Origin of the sequence: Mesorhizobium sp. ESP-6-2 (genome assembly GCF_020164675.1) — a bacterium.
In the GTDB taxonomy this organism is placed as follows: domain Bacteria; phylum Pseudomonadota; class Alphaproteobacteria; order Rhizobiales; family Rhizobiaceae; genus Mesorhizobium.
This window is the reverse complement of sequence record NZ_JAIUGT010000012.1, coordinates 23,825-42,804: the sequence shown is the minus strand read 5'-3', so window position 1 is coordinate 42,804 and position 18,980 is coordinate 23,825. Positions and strand designations below refer to the sequence as shown.

The window sequence follows — 18,980 nt, the reverse complement described above, 5'->3', positions numbered from 1 at the left end:
GCTCACAGTGCTCAATGTTGCCTATCCTCTCGCGCCGGTGGGACCGAACGCCGTTGGCGGCGCCGAGCAGGTGCTGTCAATGCTCGATCAGGCGCTGACCCACGCCGGCCATCGGTCCATTGTCATCGGCTGCCAGGGTTCCAGTGCAAGCGGCATTTTGGTGGAAACGCCCGCCGAAGCCGGCGTGCTCGACCAGGCGGCGAAAAACCGGGCGCAGCAGTCCCATCGCGCCGCGATCGCCGCCGCCCGCACCCGATGGCCGATCGACCTGGTTCATCTCCATGGCATCGACTTCGACGCCTACCTGCCTGCCGACGGTCCGACCCTGGTGACCCTTCACCTGCCGCTCGACTGGTACCCGGCCGGGGTACTGCGCCCGACACGCGACGACCTCTGGCTTCACGCCGTCTCGTCGGCCCAGCAGAGAACCGCGCCGCCGGATGCAAGCTTGATTACCCCGATCCCGAATGGTGTCGATATCGACGCGCTGAACCAGCCGCGGCCCAGGGGCGGCTTCGCCCTCGTGCTCAGCCGCATCTGCCCGGAAAAGGGCATACACCTGGCATTGGATGCGGCTAAGCGGGCTGATGTGCCGCTGGTCATCGGCGGGCGGGTCTATCCGTACGAAACGCATATCCAATACTTTCGCGATGAAGTCGAACCTCGCCTTGATCGCCGGCGCCGCTTCCTCGGCCCGCTCGGCTTCACCGCCAAGCGGCGCCTGCTCAATGCAGCACGCTGCCTGGTCGTTCCGAGCCTCGCCGCCGAGACCAGTTCGCTGGTCGCGATGGAAGCACTCGCGTGCGGCACACCGGTGATCGCCCTTCCAAGCGGTGCGCTTCCCGATGTGGTCGAGCACGGCAAGACCGGCTTTATCGTCAACAATGTCGACGAGATGGCGCAAGCAATTCTCGCGGCACCCGGCCTCGATGCCGAGACGTGCCGAAGCGAGGCGCGTCGGCGGTTTTCGCTGGAGCGCATGGTCTCATCCTACATGAGCGCCTATCTGGCGCTGGCCCGGCTCGGCGCCGACCGCAGGCGCTTCGCCGCGGCACGGTGAACGAGCCGATGCTGCGCAGCGAGATCATCGGCGAGCCAGAGCAATTGCATGCGCTGATGCCGCATTGGTGGAAACTGTGGGAGCAGAGTTCGTCGGCGACGCCCTTTCAATGTCCCGCCTGGCTGCTGCCGTGGTGGCACACATTCGCTCCGGGGGAACTGGCGACGGTCGCCATCTGGCGCTGCGACGATCTGGTGGGCCTGGCACCGCTCTATCTCGAACATGGCACGGCAGGGTCGAAACTGCTTCCGATCGGCATTTCACTCAGCGACTATCTGGACGTGCTTTGTGTGCCCGGCAGCGAAGCCCAGGTCGCCGCTGCCCTTGCCGAGAAGATACTCTCGATCGAGTGGTCGCAGTGGATCCTGCCGGATCTGCCGCAGGGCAGTGCCGGTCTCGCGATCGAACATCCCGAATTGGAGGCCGCTGGACCGGTCGGGCATGCCGTTTGTCCCGTGCTCACCACCGACGGCGACGAAACGCTGGCGGGCTGCGTCCCCGCCCGGCGCAGACGCCAGTTACGCCGGGCGCGGCGCGCCGCATTTAGGCGCGGCCGGGTCGTGTTGTCGCCGGCAAGGGATGATCCTCAGCTGTTCCTCGATCACCTGATAGGCCTGCACGGCGCGCGCTGGGCTGGAAACGGAGGCGGTGTGCTGGCCGACCCGGCGGTGGAGCGATTCCACAGGCGCTCACTTCCCCTGCTCGACGCCCGCGATCTGACCCGCTGCTGGTTGCTCGCGATCGACGGCAAGCCAATCGGCGCCTATTACGGATTTCACCATCGCGGCCGTGCCTATGCCTATCTTGGCGGCTTTGATCCTGCCTATGCGGAGGAAAGTCCAGGCGCGATCCTGGTTGGCCACGCAATTGCCGAATCGATCCGCGAAAGTGCGCGCGAGTTCGACTTCCTGCGCGGCCGGGAGCCTTACAAATATGGCTGGGGCGCTGGCGACAGGTGGACGATGCGAAGGACTTGGACGCGGAAATGAGCCCATGGGTTCGATGGTACCAACATCCGTGCGCCGCCGGATAGCGGTCAGGCTGGCGGTCGAGGACTGTATGGCGGACGCTGTCAGCGCCGAGGCCGTGATCGCCAGGCTGGCGCTGCATCTCCAGCCAGGCATCGGGGCAGTCGAATTGGCGGAGATCGTGGCGGAGATCGATTCGGTCGATTCCCGAGACAGGGAAAGGCTCCAGCAGATAGCCGGGCTGCTTCGCCGCGGATCGGAGGTTTTTGCCACGTTGCAGAAAACGGGTTCCGCCGTTCGTCACGAACGCGACGACGACGAGACGGATGCAGATGTCGTCACGCGGCTGGCCTCGGGCTTTGACGCCGCGGCAGCGATTTCCCGGGTGGCGAGTGTCCAGCTGGCTTCTCTCGGCGATGAGGAAAGGCTAGCCGCCACGACCGACGAAATAGTCGCATGGTTGGAAGCGCAAGACTTCACCGGAGCTGGACGAAAGATTCTGGACATCGGTTGCGGCATCGGGCGTTTCGAGCGCGCCCTGTCGGCATCCTGTGGCCGGGTCGTCGGCATAGACATATCGTCGAGGATGATCTCCATCGCCCGTGAGCAATGCGCAGCGCTTGGCAATGTAGAGCTGCGGCGAACCTCGGGCCTCGATCTGGCGGAGTTCGGTGACGCGAGTTTCGACTGCGTTCTGGCGGTCGACAGTTTCCCCTATCTGGTGCTGGCCGGCGTGGCAGAGCGGCATTTCGGCGAAATCGCGCGCGTCCTCAAAAGACCGGGCAGGCTGGCCTTGCTGAATTACTCATATCGCGAATCAATGTTTTTGGACCGCGCCGATATCCATCGCCTGGCGCAACGTCACGGATTGCGGATCGTCATCGATAGCGAAAAGCCGTTTCGGCTGTGGGACGGCGACGCCTTCCTGCTTGCCGGCGTGACGGAACATTACCAGCCAATGCCAGTTCGGGCCTCGAACACAGAGACGCTGAAGAGCGCCGCCAATTCAATGGAGGACAGCATGGCATCCGGCAGCAAGAAACATGTCGGCAGCGGCAGCCACGACAAAGGTGCCGACTCCGGAGCAATGACCGAACTGGCCAAGGACAAGATCGAAGAAAACGCGGTTTTGTCGAACAGGGACAAGAAGCAGCACAGCGAGGAACGCGGCCTGGATGGCAATCAGATCAAGTCCGATCAATATCAGGATCACGCCGCAAATCGATTGCCGAAGGACTGAAAGGCGCCGCGCTGCATCCGCGACTCTCGGCAATCGAGAATAGAAGAAAAAACCTGTGCAAGGGCTACCTGGCAACGGTCTCTGCGCCGGCCATCTGCTTGTAATGCCCGGCGCTTGTCATCACAGTAGGATGAAGGACTGCCATCCATCCAGAGAATACGATGTCCCGTTCGAGCGATGATACCATGGACCCGCGCGCAGGCATGGCGATGGATCAGGAGATTGCCTCTCTGCTGATCGCCATCGAACAGGAAAAGGTTCCCGATCGCCTGACCAGACTGGCGATCGAACTGCAAAACGCGCTCGTCGCGAAACGCCGGCGCGACGTAAAGAACTGACTATCTGCGGCTGTCGGCATCGATATCGAACTGTCCATTCGACAGATGATTTCGTCTTTCCACCAGCGTCTGCAGCGAACTCTCCCCCAGGAACTCAAGGACGGCGGCGCGGGCACGATTGAGCCGGCTTTTGACCGTCCCCACCGCACAACCACATATCTCGGCCGTTTCCTCATAGCTGACACCAAGAACGCCGATCAGCATCAGCACCTCGCGTTGGTGCTCAGGGAGCCTCTGGATGGCGCCGTGAACTTCCTTGCTCTGAACTGTCCATTCCTGGGTGGCTTCCGAAATCGGCCTCGAGGACGCGCAGTCGAGCAGGCCAGGCGCTTCCCTGGCAGCGACCTTGATGCGAGTGTAGTAGGTGTTGCGCATGATGGTGAAGAGCCACGACTTCATGCGCGTGCCGGGTTCGAACTTGTCGATGTTGGCGAGCCCCTTCGTCAGCGTCTCCTGCACCAGATCGTCGGCATCGTCGGGGATGCGGCAGAAGGTGCGCGCGAAAGCCCGCAGCGCGGGTATCAGGTCAACGATGGAAACTTCATGGGTTTCCTGGTCGGCCAAAACATAGCCTTCGCCTGACAATGGTCCAGCTCCCAGAAAGAAGTATGAATGCAGACCCCAGCTAAATGCATGGACGTTTGTATCGTTCCGGGCGTTGAAGATAACTCTCCAGAAAATTCTGCACTGCCAGGATGCCGGCCGAACGATCCTGCTGTGCCTGCGCCCCCTGGCGCGCGTGCACCGGCGTGCCCGCGCTGGCTTCGGGTAGGGCGGCGCGCCGTTTGTGCGGGAACAAAGCCCTGCGCCAGCAGTTCGGCGCCTTGAGCCAAGTCAGCCCGCGGGCGTCAATCGAGGAAAAATCATGGCCAAATCCGCACACCGTTCAGCTCCCAAATCGGCGAGCGTGCACGATCAGAATGCCGCGCGGGGAAATGGCGGCGAATTGCACCAGATCGCGGGAGCCGAAACGCCTGCTCTTACGACCTCCCTGGGAACTCCTGTCTCCGACGACCAGAACACATTGCGGATCGGCGAGCGCGGACCGTCTTTGATCGAGGACTCCCACTTTCGGGACAAGATCTTCCACTTCGATCACGAACGCATCCCGGAAAGGGTGGTGCATGCCCGCGGTTACGGCGCTCATGGCTATTTCGAGACCTATGAATCGCTGGCCAAATACACGCGTGCAGACATTTTCCAGCGCGCTGGCGAAAAGACGCCAGCCTTCGTGCGGTTCTCGACCGTTGCCGGCAACAAGGGCTCGTTCGATCTCGCCCGAGACGTACGCGGCTTTGCCGTCAAGCTCTACACCAAGGAAGGCAATTGGGACCTCGTCGGCAACAACATTCCCGTCTTCTTCATCCAGGACGCCATCAAATTTCCGGACCTCATCCATGCCGCCAAGCAGGAGCCCGACCGGGCTTTCCCGCAGGCCCAGACCGCACATGACAATTTCTGGGATTTCATCAGCCTGATGCCGGAATCGATGCACATGGTCATGTGGATCATGTCGGATCGAGCGATACCGCGCTCCTTCCGTTTCATGCAAGGCTTTGGCGTCCATACGTTCCGCCTCGTCAATGCCGACGACGAATCCACATTCGTCAAATTCATCTGGAAGCCGAAACTCGGCATGCAGTCGGTGATCTGGAACGAAGCGGTCAAGATCAATGGTGCCGATCCCGACTTCCACCGCCGCGACCTGTGGGAAGCGATCCAATCAGGAAACTTCCCGGAATGGGAGCTGACGGTGCAATTGTTCGACCAGGATTTTGCCGACAGCTTCGACTTCGACATCTTGGACGCCACGAAGATCATCCCTGAAGAGATCATCGAGCCAATCCCGGTCGGGCGGCTGGTGCTCGACCGCATGCCGGACAATTTCTTCGCCGAGACCGAGCAGGTCGCATTCATGACCCAGAACGTGCCGCCCGGGATCGACTTCTCCAACGACCCGCTTCTGCAGGGCCGCAACTTCTCCTATCTCGACACCCAGTTGAAGCGGCTGGGCAGCCCGAACTTCACCCATATTCCGATCAACGCTCCGAAATGCCCCTTCGCACATTTTCAGCAGGACGGGCACATGGCCATGCACAACCCGGTCGGCCGCGCCAACTATGAGCCGAATTCGTGGGGATCGGGTCCCCGCGAGGATCCGCAACGCGGCTTCCGCTCTTTTGCCGACGCCGAAGAGGGGCAGAAGGTGCGCCTGCGGGCGGAGAGCTTCGCCGACCACTACAGCCAGGCGCGGCAATTCTTCAACAGCCAGACAGCGCCGGAGCAACGCCATATCGCCATGGCGCTGACATTCGAATTGAGCAAGGTGCAGGCACCGGCGATCCGCGAACGCATGGTGGCGCATCTGCTGAACATAGACGAAACGCTGGCGACTCAAGTCGCCGACAAGCTTGGCATTCGAAACATGCCCGACCCCGCCGAGGCCGCCGTCCCGCCGCGCGACGACCTGCCGCCGTCTCCGGCTCTCAGCATTATCGAGAACGGCCCCGACAGTTTCAAAGGCCGCAAGGTCGGCGTGTTGCTGAGCGACGGGGCCGACACGGCGCTTTTCGAACAAATCCGCTCGGCCATCGAAACGGAAGGCGCGGTCATGGAGGTAATCGCACCCAAGGTAGGCGGCGTCGAGGCCGCCGACGGCACCCACATCGAAGCCAGGCACATGATCGACGGCGGTCCATCGGTCCTGTTCGACGCCGTGGTACTGCTCCTGTCCGAACCGGACGCCGAGTTGCTGGTGAAGGAGGCAGCCGCGAAGGACTTCGTGTCGGATGCCTTCGCACATTGCAAGTTCATCGGCTTCACACCGGGAGCCGAGCCGCTGCTGGCCAAGGCAGGCGTCGCCGCCGATGCCGATGAGGGATTGATGCGGCTGGACTCCGCAGCCTCCGCCAAGGCATTCGTGCAGGCTTGCCGCAAGCTGCGACTGTGGGCCCGGGAAGCGGCCGTCAAGCTGTGACGCGATCGACCCCACACGGATTCCCCGTCCGTGAGCGGCGGTTCGGCCAGCCGGATTCCAGTGGTGCGGGTTATGGGCGGTGTTGCTCCTTGGCCTCCCGCTGTTTTCTCAGCACTTCGTCGGTTCCGACCAGCTTCTTGGCTCCGCCTGGAATGGAGGTGGACACCACCGCTGGCGGGTCGCTTGCGGGAAAGGAATCTTCCAGACCGGCCTGCAGCTGATCCTCCAGCGTTTGCGGCTCTTCCGAGCGGCCGGGGGTTCTGCGGTCCTCTATCTTTTCCAGCGGTTGCTTCTTATCCGGCGATTCGTTCACGTCCCTGATCCAGCCATAAAGCTGTTCGATCGCGAATTCCTTGATCGCCTCGAAATCGGCCCGATCGTCCTTGGTCGCCTCGATCTGATCGACCATGGCTTTCTCGAACCGGGCAAGGCTATCATCCCCGCAGGCCCGGGAAAGACGCAACAATGCCTCATGCAGCATCATCGGGGCGAAACGAGCCGAAGCCTCGAGTCTCAGTTGCTCTAAATGCTCTTGAGTGGCGGCTTGGAACTTTGACATGGACAGCCCTTTCTCTCATACGAACTTCAACGAGAGTTGACCGTGGATGTTCCACTGGGCCTGAACGTCCTTTCCGCGCCGGCGAACTACATGAACCAGGTCGCCACCAGTCCCGCGGACGCCGCAAAGACCGCTATGGTCGTCACGCCGCCCAGAATGTTGGTGGCCCTGCTGTTGACCTTGTCGCCCATGATCTTGCGATTGTTGGTCATGATGAGCATGAGAAGCAGCAGAGGTGGCGTTGAAAAACCCTGCACGATGCCGGACCAGACCAAGGCTTTCATCGGGTTGAAGCCAAAGAAATTGAGACCCACCGCCACCAGGGTGATCACTCCCGTGGCGATGTAGAATTTGGGCGCGTGTCGGGGCTTGGCGTTCAAGCCATTCTTCCATCCCATGGCCTGCGCGAAATCGAAAGCGGCGCCCGCCGTCATGACCGGCACCGCCAGGAAGCCGACGCCGATCACCCCGGCCGCAAAGAGAATTCCCGCCGCGTCACCGGCAAGCGGCCGCAGCGCTTCGGCCGCCTGCGCCGCCGTTTCGATCTGGGTCTGCCCTGCCTCGTACAGCGTCGATCCGGTAGAAAGGATGATGAAATACATGATCAGATTGGAAAAGATCATGCCGATCAGGATATCGCGCCGGGACCGGCGGAGTTCACCCTCGGTGGCTCCCTTGCGCTCTTCGAGGCTCGTTCTGCCCTTGGCGATCTCCTCCTCCACCTCCTGGTTGGACTGCCAGGTGTAGAGATAGGCGGACAGCGTCGTGCCGACGATGGCGACGATGATGGACAGATATTCGCGGCTGAACTCGATTTTCGGCAGCAAGGTGCCGCGCAGCACAGAGACCACGTCCGGCTTGGCGAGCACGGCGGAGACCACGTAGGCAAGCAGGGCCAGCGCCAACCATCGGAATATGTTGCGGATCAGCTTGTAGGATCCGAACACCTGCAAGGCAAAAATGATCATCGCAACAACAATGACGACCAAGTTCGAAGGCAGCGGAACGAACAGCACGACAGCCGCCGACATCGCGCCAAGATCGGCGGCTGCCTCGATCGTGTTGCCGATCAGCACGCCCACCAGCACGGACCACAGCAGCCAACGCGGATAGAAATCGGAAATGACCTTGAAAAGACCGCGGCCCGAGACTTGGCCAAGTTTGGACGAGAGATAGACGACGATGTACATCATCGGGAGAGTGACGGGAGCCGTCCACAAAAGGTCGGGCCCGAACCGGGCTCCGGCACTCGCATAGGTGCCAATGGCCGAGCAGTCGTCGTCGGCCGCCCCGGTGATCAGTCCGAGCCCGAGCGCCCGGGTGATGCCGCCGTTTTTTCGCTGCCTCTCGCTTTGGTCGGCATTGTCAGCTGGTCCACTCATTGGAGAGGCGTGTCCAACGAGGCCACACAGGAGAAATTCATGTCGATTGTTCCGACCAAGTGCCGTTTCTGAGATTGAGGCTGGAACCCCCGTTCAGGCTTTTTGTTCCTGTGGAAGCCAACCGCCTAATGGAACGTAGCGCCCGGCTTGCCCGTTGATGCCGCTGAAGCCGCATCGGCTTGAACATCGACATGATATGCCCCGGGGCCGACGAGGAGAGCGACGTTCGCGGAAGGTGCCGGCGATGAGCCTCACCGCGCTCTTTTCGACCTCCATCTGCTATGGCAATGGCGCCCCTGCCGCTGGTTGGACGCTGGCTCTTCCATCACCTTACCGCTCGCGGGGATCGTGGCGCCATGGCGTGGGCGCCGTCTATGGTGGGGCCGCGCTGCTCATGGCGGCTCTCTGGATTCGGGAAAGCGGAAAGCGGCAGGCGCGGCACGACCTGCGTGCCGTCTGATAGCCGAGAAAAACAGAAAGTCGACCCTGGGCGATCTACTGGTGCTGTCAGGCCGAGCCTCGTCCAGGCAATTGCGTCTGTTCGCTGACCTGCTCCCGCAGTTTCTCACGCGCGCGTTCCACCTGGGCCTGGTCGGTGGATTGCGAGGCGCTACGCCCCGACCGATCCAGCCTGTCCAACTCGCGCTCGACCGTTTGGCGAGAACCCTCCGCCGGATCCTCTTCCGGATGGCTGTCCGTAGCCTGTTCCTGCCGCGTCTCTTCCCTGCCTCGGCGGTCGTTGCGCGTCGCGTCCTGGCTGCGATTGTCCTTGCCTGCGACGCTTCGATGTCCGCCGGCCGTTTTGTCTGTGTTGCTCATGGCTAGTTCCTAAACTTTCGCGGCGCGGACCCGTCCGATGCGCGTCCCGCGCCTTTGCCTGAAGAAACGGGCATATCCGCCATTTGGTTGCGCTCCCGGCGCGCAAGCCTCGGCCCGGCGCCAATCGCAGCGCAGAAAAGCCGGCCACCGTTGCCAAGCATCCTTTTACAGCGATCCGCGTTATCGCCTTCATCGATGGTGGATTTTACATGGCAAGATGCACGGGCCCGTCATCCGCTCCCGGCAACGGCGGCGATCATCGGTTGCGTCCGCCTTTGCACGTCCAGCTCGAACCGCGTCCGGCAATCGTCTTCCTAGGCATCCTGAAACGGGCCGGCCCCGCGTCTACATTGGTGTCGACGGTCCTGAGCGGGTGCAGCGGCTGGCAATCCGCGCTCCACGCACATGGTGCGAATGCCCGTGCGATTCTCGATCTCATCTGGTCCTTTGGCGCGGTGGCGACCATCACCTGGCTGCTCGTCATGCTGGCCCTGGCAATGGCGCTCTTCCATCAGCGCCGGGCACAAGCAGCACCCCCGCCGCTGGTCATCGACAGCCATCAGGAGCACAGGTTTGGCCGCGCGGTCGGAAGCGCCGTCGCGGCGACCGTGCTGGTTCTCTCCGCGCTGACGATAACGAGCTTCTTCGCAGGCAAATCCATTGCCTCGCTGGGCGGAAAGGAGACGCTCACCGTCCGCATCACAGGGCATCAATGGTGGTGGGAGATACGCTATCCCAACGATGATCGGTCGCGGACGATTGTCACGGCGAACGAAATCCACGTTCCCGTCGGCGAGCCAGTCAAGGTCGAGCTCGATTCGATCGATGTCATTCACAGCTTCTGGGTGCCAAGTCTCGCCGGCAAACGGGACCTCATTCCGGGCCGGCCAAGCGAGATCACCCTCATTGCCGACAGGCCCGGTATCTATCGCGGCCAGTGCGCCGAGTTCTGCGGCTACCAGCATGCCCACATGGCCATCATCGTCGTCGCGGAAAGCCGCGAAGCGTTCGAGGCATGGCGGTCCAGGCAAGACGCCGCCGCCATCGCGCCTGCCAGCGAGGAGGAACGCCGCGGCCAGCAGGCTTTTCTTTCCACCGGTTGCGCGCTCTGCCACACGATCAGGGGCACGCCGGCCAAGGGAACGGTCGGGCCCGACCTTACCCATCTCGCAAACCGGCGTGCATTGGCCGCCGACACGCTGGCCATGGCGCCCGGCGCACTTGCCGCGTGGATCGCCGATCCGCAATCTCTAAAGCCCGGCGCGAAGATGCCGCGCATTGCTCTCAGCGCCGACGATCTTCATGCGGTCGTCGCCTATCTTGGAAGCCTTGAATGAGTGGCGTTGCCGGGAAGACGGCCGGGCAAAGACAGGAAGCGGCCCTGAAAGGCATCCGCGACATCGGCCTCGACGAGGCAAGACTGCACGAGTGTCTGGCGCATGCCTGGCGGACGCCGAAAGGCCTCTATGGCTGGCTGGTCACGGTCGACCACAAGCTGATCGGACGGCGCTATATGGTGACGGCCTTCCTGTTCCTCGCCCTTGCCGGCCTGTCGGCACTTGCCATGCGGTTCCAGCTTGCCACGCCGGAGGCACGCCATATCGGCCCCGATCTCTACAACCAGCTCTTCACCATGCATGGCACGACGATGATGTTCCTGTTCGCCGTACCGGTCATGGAAGCGTTCGCCATCTACCTGGTGCCGCTGATGATCGGCACCCGAAACGTCGCCTTCCCGCGGCTCAACGCCTTCAGCTACTGGGTCTATCTCTCAGGCGGTTTGATGATCTGGATCGCCTTCGCTTTCGACACGGGCGCGGATGCCGGCTGGTTTTCCTACGTGCCGCTCGCCGGACCTGAATATGGGATCGGCAAGCGTCCCGATTTCTGGGCGCAGATGGTGACCTACACCGAAGTGTCCGCACTCGCGGTCGCCGTCGAGATCATCGCGACTGTGTTCAAGCAGCGCGCCCCTGGCATGTCGCTCGATCGCATCCCGCTCTATGTCTGGTCGGTCCTTGTCATGGCTTTCATCATATTGTTCGCCATGCCCGCCGTGATGGTGTCGAGCACGATGCTGATCCTCGACCGGCTGGTCGGCACCAGGTTCTTTGATCCGGCGGCCGGGGGCGATGCACTGCTCTGGCAGCACCTGTTCTGGTTCTTCGGCCACCCGGAGGTCTATATCATCTTCATTCCCGCGACCGGCTTCGTCTCGGCAATCCTGCCGACCTTCGTGCGCCGTCCGGTCTTCGGCTATCTCGGCATCGTGCTGTCGCTGATTGCGATCGGCTTTCTTTCCTTCGGTCTGTGGGTGCATCATATGTTCGCCACGGGCCTGCCGCAGCTCGGCGAGAGCTTCTTCACCGCCTCCTCGATGATGATCGCCATTCCGAGCGGCATCCAGATCTTCTGCTGGACCGCGACGATCTGGGGCGGCCGGCCGATTTTTGCCACGCCGCTGCTTTTCGTGCTCGGCTTCATCTTCACCTTCGTGATCGGCGGGCTGACCGGGGTCATGGTCGCCTCGGTGCCGCTCGACCTGCAGGTGCACGATACCTATTTCGTCGTAGCGCATTTCCACTATGTGCTGGTCGGGGGCGCCGTATTCCCCCTGCTCGGCGCCGTCTATTACTGGTTTCCCAAGATCACTGGCCGCATGCTGTCCGAGAGGCTCGGCCGCTGGAATTTCTGGCTTGTCTTCATCGGCTTCAATCTCACCTTCTTCCCGATGCACATCCTTGGCCTGCAAGGCATGCCGCGGCGCGTCTACACCTATCCGCCGGCGAGCGGCTGGGGCGGCACGAACCTGTTCATCAGCATCTCGTCGCTGGTGGTGTTCGCCGGCTTCGCGCTTTTTGTCCTGAACGTGCTGCTCAGCCTTCGCAACGGTCGCATCGCGGGAGACAATCCCTGGGGGGCGAGCACACTGGAATGGGCAACGACGTCGCCGCCGCCTTCCTACGATTTTTCGCGCCTGCCGGTGGTGACCCATCGCGAGCCGCTCTGGGCCGAAGCAGACATACTCCCGGTCGTCGAGGGCCTGCGCGTCGACGCGCGCGAGGTGCTTGCCGGCACGGTCGCCGATGCGGTGCCGCAGCTGCGGGTGCCATCGGCCGACAATTCGATCTGGCCGCTGCTCTCGGCCATTGCCGTGGGCGGCGCGTTTCTGGGCTCGATATACACGCCATGGGCGGTGGTCTGGGGCGCGATACCGGTCTCGATCGGCTTTATCTGCTGGTTCTGGCCGAAAGGCGAGCCGGAGGACGAAGAATGAGACACCGGCCAACCGTCGACGTCAGCCGCCTGCCCACCTATGATTTTGGATCGGCGAGCCCGATCTGGTGGGGAACGGTGGCCTTCATCGCCCTTGAAGCGACCGGTTTTGCCCTGGCGATCGGCACCTATTTCTACCTGGCTGTGCAGGCGCGGCATTGGCCGATCGGAGCGCCAGCACCCGATCTCCTGCCGGGCACGGCAATATTGGTCATTCTGCTTGCCAGCGCCGTTCCCAACCGTCTGATCGATCTTTGGGCGCGGCGGCAGGACCTTGTGAAGGTGCGCATCGGCATCGTGGTCATGTCGATCGCCGGAATTCTTCCCCTGATCGTGCGCATCTGGGAATTTCCTGCGCTCCGGATCTCCTGGGACCAGAATGCCTACGGGTCGATCGTCTGGTTCCTGCTCGGCCTGCACACGACACACCTCCTCACCGATGTCGGGGACACGATCGTGCTCGCCGTTCTCATGTTCACCAAGAAAGGCAACACCGGACGCCACTTCAGCGACGTGTCGGACAATGCCTTCTACTGGGACTTCGTGGTCGTCTCATGGGTCGTGCTCTATCTCGTAATCTACTGGGTCCCGAGGATGTAACATGCAGGCGATCCGCACGGGCGTTTCCTGGGCAGGCCTGGTCACCGGACCAACAGCGTGGGCGGTATCGCTGCAGCTCGACTATTCAATCGCATACTGGCAATGCAGCGCCGGGTTTCGGCCCACTGTTCTGTTCTCGCTGACAGGCGCCGCCGTCGCGGCGCTGGGCGTCCTGTGGTCATGGCGCGCCGTTCGTGATCCAAGGCACGGCACGAGCCCGCCCCTAAAGGCGCGCACGCGCGCGTTTCTGGCCAGGACTTCGGTAGGTATCGGGGCCCTGTTCACGCTCGTCATGCTGGCGCAAATGGCGGCCGGATTGATCTTCAGCGGATGCGAACTGTGACTGTGCAGCGGAGCCGACGAGCGGTCATCCGCCATGGGCAGCGTTTGCGGTGGCCTGCTGCGAGCGTTCCGTTCCTCGCCGTTCTCCTACGTGTAGTCGCGACCGTCATGGCGTCGCTGGCGCCTGGCACGCCGCTGCGGGCGAACGAGATCCAGAAAGGCGAATATCTTGCCCGAGCCGCCGATTGCGTCGGCTGCCACACGTCCAATCCGAGCCGGCCTTTCGCCGGAGGCTATCGGGTGCCAACGCCGTTCGGCGATGTCTATTCCACCAACATCACACCGGACCCCGACACAGGCATCGGGCGCTATTCCGCCGACGAATTCGTGCGAGCCGTGCAGAAAGGCGTCAGACGCGACGGGGCCGATCTCTATCCCGCCATGCCATATGACAGCTTCGCCGGGATGAACCGCGAGGACGTGCTCGCGATTCGAGCGTACCTCCTCACGAAGGCGCCGATTTCTCAGCCGCGGCCGCCAAACATCCTGCCCTTTCCATTCAACCAGCGCTGGACGCTCCGGTTGTGGAAACTTGCCAACTTCCACGCCGGCGGCTTCGGGCCAAATCCAAGCAGAACCGCCGCGTGGAACAGGGGCGCCTACCTGGTGGAGGTGCTCGGCCACTGTGGCGCCTGCCACACGCCGAGGAATACGACTTTCGGCATGGATGAAGACCGCAAGCTTGCCGGCGGCAGCGCCGGCATCTGGCAGGCGTTCAACATCAGCAGCGACAAGATCGCGGGCATAGGGGGCTGGAGCGATGAGGAGCTGTTTCGGTTTCTCAAGACCGGCGCCGTGCCTGGAAAGGCGTATGCGGGCGGTCCGATGGCGGAAACCGTCATGAACAGTCTGCAATATCTTTCGGACGACGATATTCGTGCCATCGTCGCCTATCTCAGGACCGTGCCCGCCCAATCGGGAGACGAGACGCGGCCGCGCTTCGCGTGGGCCAATCCGCCCGCAGCCGCCCGCGATGCCGGGACGAAAACCAGCGTGGAGGGCAGCGGGGTCGCGGTGGGCGACGATCTCTACCGGTCGCTCTGCTCGGGATGCCATGGCCTGAATGGAGACGGATCGGCGGATGGCACCTATCCATCACTGACCAACAACAGCACTCTCGGCGTAACCTCGCCTGAGAATGTCGTCATGACCATCCTTGAAGGCGTCAAGGCAGGCGGCGTCGCGGGCCGCAAATCGATGGCGGCCTTTGACGGCTGGCTGGACGACGGCCAGGTGGCGGCCCTTGCAAACTATGTGACCGCGCGCTTCGGAAACCCGCAAGTCAGCGTCACGGCAGCCGATGTGCGCCAGATGCGGGCAGGCTCGACGACAGAGCAGACGGTGCTGGTTCTGGCGGCCCAGGCGCTGGTGGCGGGCGGCATCGTATTTGCGCTTGGTCTGGCGCTTCTGCTCGCCAGACGCCTTCGCCTGAGAATGCACCAGAGGCATCTCACATTCATGCATAGAGACGGGCCATGAGACGGTGTGCCGAAGCGTGGCGTACCTGTTCCGCCTTTCCGTGCAACGATGAACTGCCTCAGCTTGATATCTCGACCGAGCCCTTCTGAGAGGAACGCCCGGCAGCGCCGCGAGGGGCGCGAAAGACGTCCGCCAGCCAATCGATGAACACCCTGATCCGCGAAGACAGATGGCGGCTCTGGGGATAGAGCACGGATACGGGTATCGCCGGGGGTGGAAAGGTTTCCAGTATCGGAACCAACTGTCCGGCGGCGATCTGATGTTCCACGCGATAGCGCGGGACCTGTATCAATCCGAGCCCGGCAACGCCGGAGGCCGTGTAGATTTCGGCGCCTCGGACGACGATATCGTAGGGTAGTGGAACCTCACTTGCCACACCGTCCTTCTCGAACTCCAGCGGGTATGGCTGCCCTGTCGCGGAGGCGGTATAGGCAACCATTCGATGGCCGCCGAGATCATCTGGTGTCGAAGGGACGCCGTGACGTTCGAGATAGGCTGGGCTCGCCAAGGTGAGTTGCTCGAATGCGGTGATGCGGCGACCGATCAGAGACGAGTCGGACAGTTCGCCGGCTCGCACGACGCAATCGACGCCTTCAGTGATGAGGTCGACCATCCGGTCGCCTTCGCTGAGGCTGAGCGAGATGCCGGGATAGCGCGTGATGAACTCGGGCAAGACGGGCATGACGAAAAACCGCGCGATGGTCCCCTGCATATCCACACGAAGCGGACCCTTGGGTTCGGCATTCCTGAAGACGCTCTCCACCTCATCCAGGTCCGCAAGGAGCCGGATGCAGCGCTCATGGTAGCGTGCGCCATCGAGCGTCGGCCTCACATTTCGGGTTGTCCGTTCGAGGAGCCGAACGCCGAGATCCGCTTCCAGACGCTGGATCGCATGCGTGGCGGTTGGGCGCGGAACCCGCAGGTCCCGCGCGGCCTGAGCAAAGCTCCCGCGCTCGACGATCCTGACGAAGAGCCGCATGATGTCGATGCGATCCATAACCATCTCGTAGTCGATTGTTATGGATTTTGAAATGGTGATGTTAAAATCGGCTTTCTAGTGCTTGTTTTAAAAACAGCTACCTTCACACCATTCAAGTCATCAGATCGACAGGAGTGAAGATCATGCCCTTCGTCAATTTCAAGGTCCCCGAAGCGGCGCTGAACCGGGCCCAGAAAGAAGAGATCGTCCATCGGGCCACGGCGATGCTCGTGGAATATTTCTCCGAGGCCGCTCGGCGGCACACCATGGTCCTGATCGAGGAGGTCAAGGACGGCGGTTACGCCCGCGCCGACGAGGTCTTCGTGATCCCGCAGGAATATCGAGCGAAAGATTGATGGCAGCAACACGTCAAAGGAACAACGACAATGATCACCTCAACGAACAAAGTTGCGATCGTCACCGGAGCGTCTCGCGGCATTGGAGCGGCCATCGCCCGCCGGCTGGCGAGCGACGGCCTCACGGTCGTCGTCAACTATGCAGGCAGCCCCGACGCGGCCGCCAAGCTGGTGGATGAAATCGAAAAGGCTGGTGGTCGAGCCACCTCCTTCCAGGCCGATGTCAGCGACCCGCAAGCTGTGAGACGGATGTTCGATTCCGCCGAAGCGGCCCATGGCGGCGTCGACGTGCTGGTGAACAATGCCGGCATCATGAAGCTCGCGCCGGTCGCTCAATTTGATGATGCGACCTTCGATCAGACCATCGCGATCAACCTCAAGGGCACGTTCAACGGCCTTCGCGAGGCGGCGAGGCGCCTGCGCGACGGCGGCCGCATCGTGAACTTCTCGACCAGCGTCGTCGGACTCTACCAGCCGACCTACGGCGTTTACGCGGCCACCAAGGCCGCGGTCGAAGCGCTCACCCACATCCTGGCGAAGGAGTTGGGATCCCGCGCCATCACGGTCAACGCGGTTGCGCCGGGGCCGGTGGCCACCGAGCTTTTTCTCGAAGGCAAAGATCAGGCTACGCTCGACCGCATCAAACAGATGAACCCGCTCGGCCGTCTGGGCGAGGTCGACGACATCGCGCGCGTCGTCTCCCTGCTGGTCGGGCCGGACAGCGGCTGGATCAACGGCCAGATCGTCCGCGCGAATGGCGGGGTCATCTGAGGAGCAGGATCATGAAGCCGTCATTCCCATCACTGGCGGATCGACCGGCCTCCCGCGCTGGTGCAGGCGGCCAAGACGCACCAAGACGTTTTTGCCGGTCTACCGGCCTATATCCATGAAGCAGTCCTGCGCGCGTATATCGGTGCCGCTGTGAAGCACGAATTGCGCGAAGAAGAGATGCGGCTTTATCTCCAGCCCTGGCTTACCGAGGAGGGTAAGGAGGCGTTCTGGCGCCAAGTGGCGCAGATGGACGACAAATACAGCGAGGAGATCGAAGGGGCCGTCCGCACTGGCCCGCTTTGGTAGTTTAGAGTATGTCGGCCAAGGGACGAACGAAGCGCTCGAAATCCTTGTCGAGCGGCCAGAGCGGGCGCGGCGCGTGGATATAGGGGCGCCGTTCTGCCCGCGGCGTTGCCAGCGCGCCCGCATCGCAGACGATGACCTTGCCCGCTATCGGCTCGAATGCCGCCCGGAAATGCTGCATCGATTTCAGGACCAGCACGCGGCGGGCCGTCGGTTCTATCCCGAAAGCCCGCAATTGCTGAAGGTCGACCATCTGCTGCGCTTCTGAAACGACCAGGACTTCGATCCCGTCGACATCGAGTACGGCGCTGGGCCCGAAGCTATGGGTGAGCCCGCCCTGAATCGGTCCGTCGCCGACATAGGTGCCGTCCGAAAGCCTGGTCAGCACACCCGTCACCGTCAGCGGGCCGCCGCCGAAGTTGGCGTCGCCCTTGCCGCCAATCGTCACCGTCACGGTTTCGCCTTGCCGGTGACGGTGCAATTCATTTGCCGCTTGAGGATCGATCATCGGCGCGAGTACCGCACCCCTCACTCCCGCATCGAGCAGGCCCGTCAACAGCGCGGTCGAGTCGCCGTAGGAACCGGCGCCGGGATTGTCGGCATAATCGGCAATGACCAGTGGCTTGTCGCCGCGCCAGGCATGCGCCTCGGCAGCAGCCTGGTCGACCTCGATGAAAACATTGCGCTTCTTGGTCCGGCCCTGCCAGATCCTGTCCGCAAGTTCCTCTGTCACACGCATGGCGGCTGCCTTCGCGCCGGGATCACGGCTGTCATAGGTTGCGAGCACGGTGGGACCGACGCAGGACACGTCGGCGCCCGTGAAGGCTGCATTGACGGAAACCGCGAGCAAGCCCTCGGCCTCGGCCTCGCGGGCGCGGTCATAAAGGGCCAGCGTCTCGGGAATGTCGGTGCGGCCGGAATTCGCTTCGTCCAGCATCGGCACATGCGCCCTGACAGTCCGGGGCGCGATTTCACCCCTCATTGCGCGATCCAGGATACGGGCGGCATGCGCGCCGATTTCGCGCATATCCACATGCGGATAGGTCTTGTAGGAGACAAGGATCTGCGCGTCCCGGACCATGTCTTCCGACACCATCGCATGAAGATCGAGCGTTACCGCGACAGGAATGTCCGCTCCAAGTTCGGCCCGCAGAAGGCCTAGCAGATGTCCTTCCCCGTCCGGGCAAAACTCAGGCACCATCGAGCCATGAAGTCCAAGCAGCACTCCGTCGAGTCGGCTCTTGTTCGAACGCGCTGCTTCCAGGATAATACCGGCGATGTGGTCATAGGCGGCTTTCGTCACGCGCCCCCCGGGCACGGCATGTGCCGAAATCGCGTGGATCACATTCCAGCCCGCCGGTTCCGCCACATCCATGAATCCGGCAAGTTCGGTATTGGCGTTGCGCCGGGCGCGGATCGCGTCATCGCCAAGGAGAAGCGTGTCCACCTGAAACTGCGGCAAGTCGGTACGGAAGCGCGAGAACGTATTGCTCTCGTGCATGAATTCGCAGGTAAGGACATTGAAGGTCAT

At 62.5% G+C, this 18,980-nt stretch carries 19 protein-coding genes; 13 read left to right on the top strand and 6 right to left on the bottom strand.

Annotation, left to right across the window (positions count from 1 at the left end; genetic code table 11):
• Positions 1-7 precede the first annotated feature (7 nt).
• The 4 genes from LB532_RS26190 (at position 8) to LB532_RS26170 (ending at position 3,606) form a co-directional block, all read left to right on the top strand.
• Positions 8-1,060 (top strand): glycosyltransferase family 4 protein, encoded by a 1,053-nt coding sequence (locus tag LB532_RS26190; RefSeq protein ID WP_224557444.1) that lies wholly within the window; start codon positions 8-10, stop codon positions 1,058-1,060.
• Positions 1,061-1,068: 8 nt separating this feature from the next.
• A complete protein-coding gene (locus LB532_RS26185) occupies positions 1,069-2,049 on the top strand; it encodes a GNAT family N-acetyltransferase (RefSeq protein WP_140638355.1) in 981 nt (326 codons plus the stop codon).
• Positions 2,050-2,053: 4 nt separating this feature from the next.
• A complete protein-coding gene (locus LB532_RS30425) occupies positions 2,054-3,268 on the top strand; it encodes a class I SAM-dependent methyltransferase (protein WP_411908901.1) in 1,215 nt (404 codons plus the stop codon).
• A 185-nt stretch (positions 3,269-3,453) separates the two neighbouring features.
• Positions 3,454-3,606 (top strand): hypothetical protein, encoded by a 153-nt coding sequence (locus LB532_RS26170; RefSeq protein WP_181172636.1) that lies wholly within the window; start codon positions 3,454-3,456, stop codon positions 3,604-3,606.
• Here the strand turns inward: LB532_RS26170 and LB532_RS26165 are convergent, their stop codons facing one another.
• Positions 3,607-4,170, bottom strand: coding sequence for a sigma-70 family RNA polymerase sigma factor (locus LB532_RS26165; protein ID WP_140553532.1), 564 nt, complete (start codon positions 4,168-4,170; stop codon positions 3,607-3,609).
• A 301-nt stretch (positions 4,171-4,471) separates the two neighbouring features.
• On the opposite strand from LB532_RS26165, the gene LB532_RS26160 reads away from it, so the two are divergent.
• Positions 4,472-6,583, top strand: a complete 2,112-nt coding sequence (locus tag LB532_RS26160) for a catalase (protein WP_140638354.1) — start codon at positions 4,472-4,474, stop codon at positions 6,581-6,583.
• A gap of 70 nt (positions 6,584-6,653) precedes the next feature.
• On the opposite strand, the gene LB532_RS30420 is transcribed toward LB532_RS26160, so the two are convergent.
• From LB532_RS30420 to LB532_RS26145, 3 genes are all read right to left on the bottom strand, one after another.
• Positions 6,654-7,142 carry a hypothetical protein gene (locus tag LB532_RS30420; protein ID WP_140638353.1) on the bottom strand — a complete coding sequence of 163 codons (489 nt, stop codon included), beginning with the start codon at positions 7,140-7,142 and terminating at the stop codon, positions 6,654-6,656.
• Between the two features lie 86 nt (positions 7,143-7,228).
• Positions 7,229-8,524, bottom strand: coding sequence for an Nramp family divalent metal transporter (locus LB532_RS26150; protein ID WP_140638352.1), 1,296 nt, complete (start codon positions 8,522-8,524; stop codon positions 7,229-7,231).
• 507 nt (positions 8,525-9,031) lie between these two features.
• Complete coding sequence (locus tag LB532_RS26145) at positions 9,032-9,343, bottom strand: hypothetical protein (protein WP_181169286.1); 312 nt, start codon at positions 9,341-9,343, stop codon at positions 9,032-9,034.
• A gap of 209 nt (positions 9,344-9,552) precedes the next feature.
• On the opposite strand from LB532_RS26145, the gene coxB reads away from it, so the two are divergent.
• The 5 genes from coxB (at position 9,553) to LB532_RS26120 (ending at position 15,040) form a co-directional block, all read left to right on the top strand.
• Entirely contained in the window at positions 9,553-10,680 is a 1,128-nt protein-coding gene (gene coxB, locus LB532_RS26140) for a cytochrome c oxidase subunit II (protein WP_140638351.1), read from the top strand.
• Positions 10,677-12,620, top strand: coding sequence for a cytochrome c oxidase subunit I (gene ctaD / locus LB532_RS26135; RefSeq protein WP_140638350.1), 1,944 nt, complete (start codon positions 10,677-10,679; stop codon positions 12,618-12,620). The genes coxB and ctaD overlap by 4 nt, the downstream gene beginning before the upstream one ends.
• Positions 12,617-13,219: a heme-copper oxidase subunit III gene (locus tag LB532_RS26130; RefSeq protein WP_140638349.1), complete on the top strand. Its 603-nt coding sequence runs from the start codon at positions 12,617-12,619 to the stop codon at positions 13,217-13,219. The genes ctaD and LB532_RS26130 overlap by 4 nt, the downstream gene beginning before the upstream one ends.
• Position 13,220: 1 nt before the next feature.
• The gene (locus tag LB532_RS26125; RefSeq protein ID WP_140638348.1) at positions 13,221-13,562 is read left to right on the top strand and encodes a hypothetical protein; all 342 of its coding nucleotides are present in this window, start codon (positions 13,221-13,223) and stop codon (positions 13,560-13,562) included.
• Between the two features lie 107 nt (positions 13,563-13,669).
• A complete protein-coding gene (locus LB532_RS26120; protein WP_140638347.1) occupies positions 13,670-15,040 on the top strand; it encodes a c-type cytochrome in 1,371 nt (456 codons plus the stop codon).
• Positions 15,041-15,098: 58 nt separating this feature from the next.
• Here LB532_RS26120 and LB532_RS26115 read toward each other — a convergent pair whose 3' ends face one another.
• Entirely contained in the window at positions 15,099-16,037 is a 939-nt protein-coding gene (locus LB532_RS26115) for a LysR family transcriptional regulator (RefSeq protein WP_140638346.1), read from the bottom strand.
• A 125-nt stretch (positions 16,038-16,162) separates the two neighbouring features.
• Here LB532_RS26115 and LB532_RS26110 point away from each other — a divergent pair, with 125 nt between their 5' ends.
• Genes LB532_RS26110 through LB532_RS26100 form a run of 3 tightly spaced genes read left to right on the top strand, consistent with a single transcriptional unit; the run spans position 16,163 to position 17,452 of the window.
• The gene (locus LB532_RS26110; protein ID WP_140638345.1) at positions 16,163-16,375 is read left to right on the top strand and encodes a tautomerase family protein; all 213 of its coding nucleotides are present in this window, start codon (positions 16,163-16,165) and stop codon (positions 16,373-16,375) included.
• A 30-nt stretch (positions 16,376-16,405) separates the two neighbouring features.
• Positions 16,406-17,146, top strand: coding sequence for an SDR family oxidoreductase (locus tag LB532_RS26105; RefSeq protein WP_140638344.1), 741 nt, complete (start codon positions 16,406-16,408; stop codon positions 17,144-17,146).
• Positions 17,147-17,206: 60 nt separating this feature from the next.
• Complete coding sequence (locus LB532_RS26100) at positions 17,207-17,452, top strand: hypothetical protein (protein ID WP_210239866.1); 246 nt, start codon at positions 17,207-17,209, stop codon at positions 17,450-17,452.
• Position 17,453: 1 nt separating this feature from the next.
• Here the strand turns inward: LB532_RS26100 and LB532_RS26095 are convergent, their stop codons facing one another.
• The gene (locus tag LB532_RS26095; protein WP_140638343.1) at positions 17,454-18,980 is read right to left on the bottom strand and encodes a M81 family metallopeptidase; all 1,527 of its coding nucleotides are present in this window, start codon (positions 18,978-18,980) and stop codon (positions 17,454-17,456) included.

Excerpts from the sequence above, each read along its gene's own strand:
- LB532_RS26145 (WP_181169286.1), bottom strand. The coding sequence starts at position 9,343 with ATGAGCAACACAGACAAAACGGCCGGCGGACATCGAAGCGTCGCAGGC.
- LB532_RS26185 (WP_140638355.1), top strand. The coding sequence starts at position 1,069 with ATGCTGCGCAGCGAGATCATCGGCGAGCCAGAGCAATTGCATGCGCTG.
- LB532_RS26125 (WP_140638348.1), top strand. The coding sequence starts at position 13,221 with ATGCAGGCGATCCGCACGGGCGTTTCCTGGGCAGGCCTGGTCACCGGA.
- LB532_RS26170 (WP_181172636.1), top strand. The coding sequence starts at position 3,454 with ATGGACCCGCGCGCAGGCATGGCGATGGATCAGGAGATTGCCTCTCTG.
- LB532_RS26115 (WP_140638346.1), bottom strand. The coding sequence starts at position 16,037 with ATGGATCGCATCGACATCATGCGGCTCTTCGTCAGGATCGTCGAGCGC.
- LB532_RS26150 (WP_140638352.1), bottom strand. The coding sequence starts at position 8,524 with ATGAGTGGACCAGCTGACAATGCCGACCAAAGCGAGAGGCAGCGAAAA.
- LB532_RS30425 (WP_411908901.1), top strand. The coding sequence starts at position 2,054 with ATGGGTTCGATGGTACCAACATCCGTGCGCCGCCGGATAGCGGTCAGG.
- LB532_RS26105 (WP_140638344.1), top strand. The coding sequence starts at position 16,406 with ATGATCACCTCAACGAACAAAGTTGCGATCGTCACCGGAGCGTCTCGC.
- LB532_RS26130 (WP_140638349.1), top strand. The coding sequence starts at position 12,617 with ATGAGACACCGGCCAACCGTCGACGTCAGCCGCCTGCCCACCTATGAT.
- LB532_RS26160 (WP_140638354.1), top strand. The coding sequence starts at position 4,472 with ATGGCCAAATCCGCACACCGTTCAGCTCCCAAATCGGCGAGCGTGCAC.
- coxB (WP_140638351.1), top strand. The coding sequence starts at position 9,553 with ATGGCAAGATGCACGGGCCCGTCATCCGCTCCCGGCAACGGCGGCGAT.
- LB532_RS26110 (WP_140638345.1), top strand. The coding sequence starts at position 16,163 with ATGCCCTTCGTCAATTTCAAGGTCCCCGAAGCGGCGCTGAACCGGGCC.
- LB532_RS30420 (WP_140638353.1), bottom strand. The coding sequence starts at position 7,142 with ATGTCAAAGTTCCAAGCCGCCACTCAAGAGCATTTAGAGCAACTGAGA.
- LB532_RS26120 (WP_140638347.1), top strand. The coding sequence starts at position 13,670 with ATGGCGTCGCTGGCGCCTGGCACGCCGCTGCGGGCGAACGAGATCCAG.
- LB532_RS26095 (WP_140638343.1), bottom strand. The coding sequence starts at position 18,980 with ATGACCTTCAATGTCCTTACCTGCGAATTCATGCACGAGAGCAATACG.
- ctaD (WP_140638350.1), top strand. The coding sequence starts at position 10,677 with ATGAGTGGCGTTGCCGGGAAGACGGCCGGGCAAAGACAGGAAGCGGCC.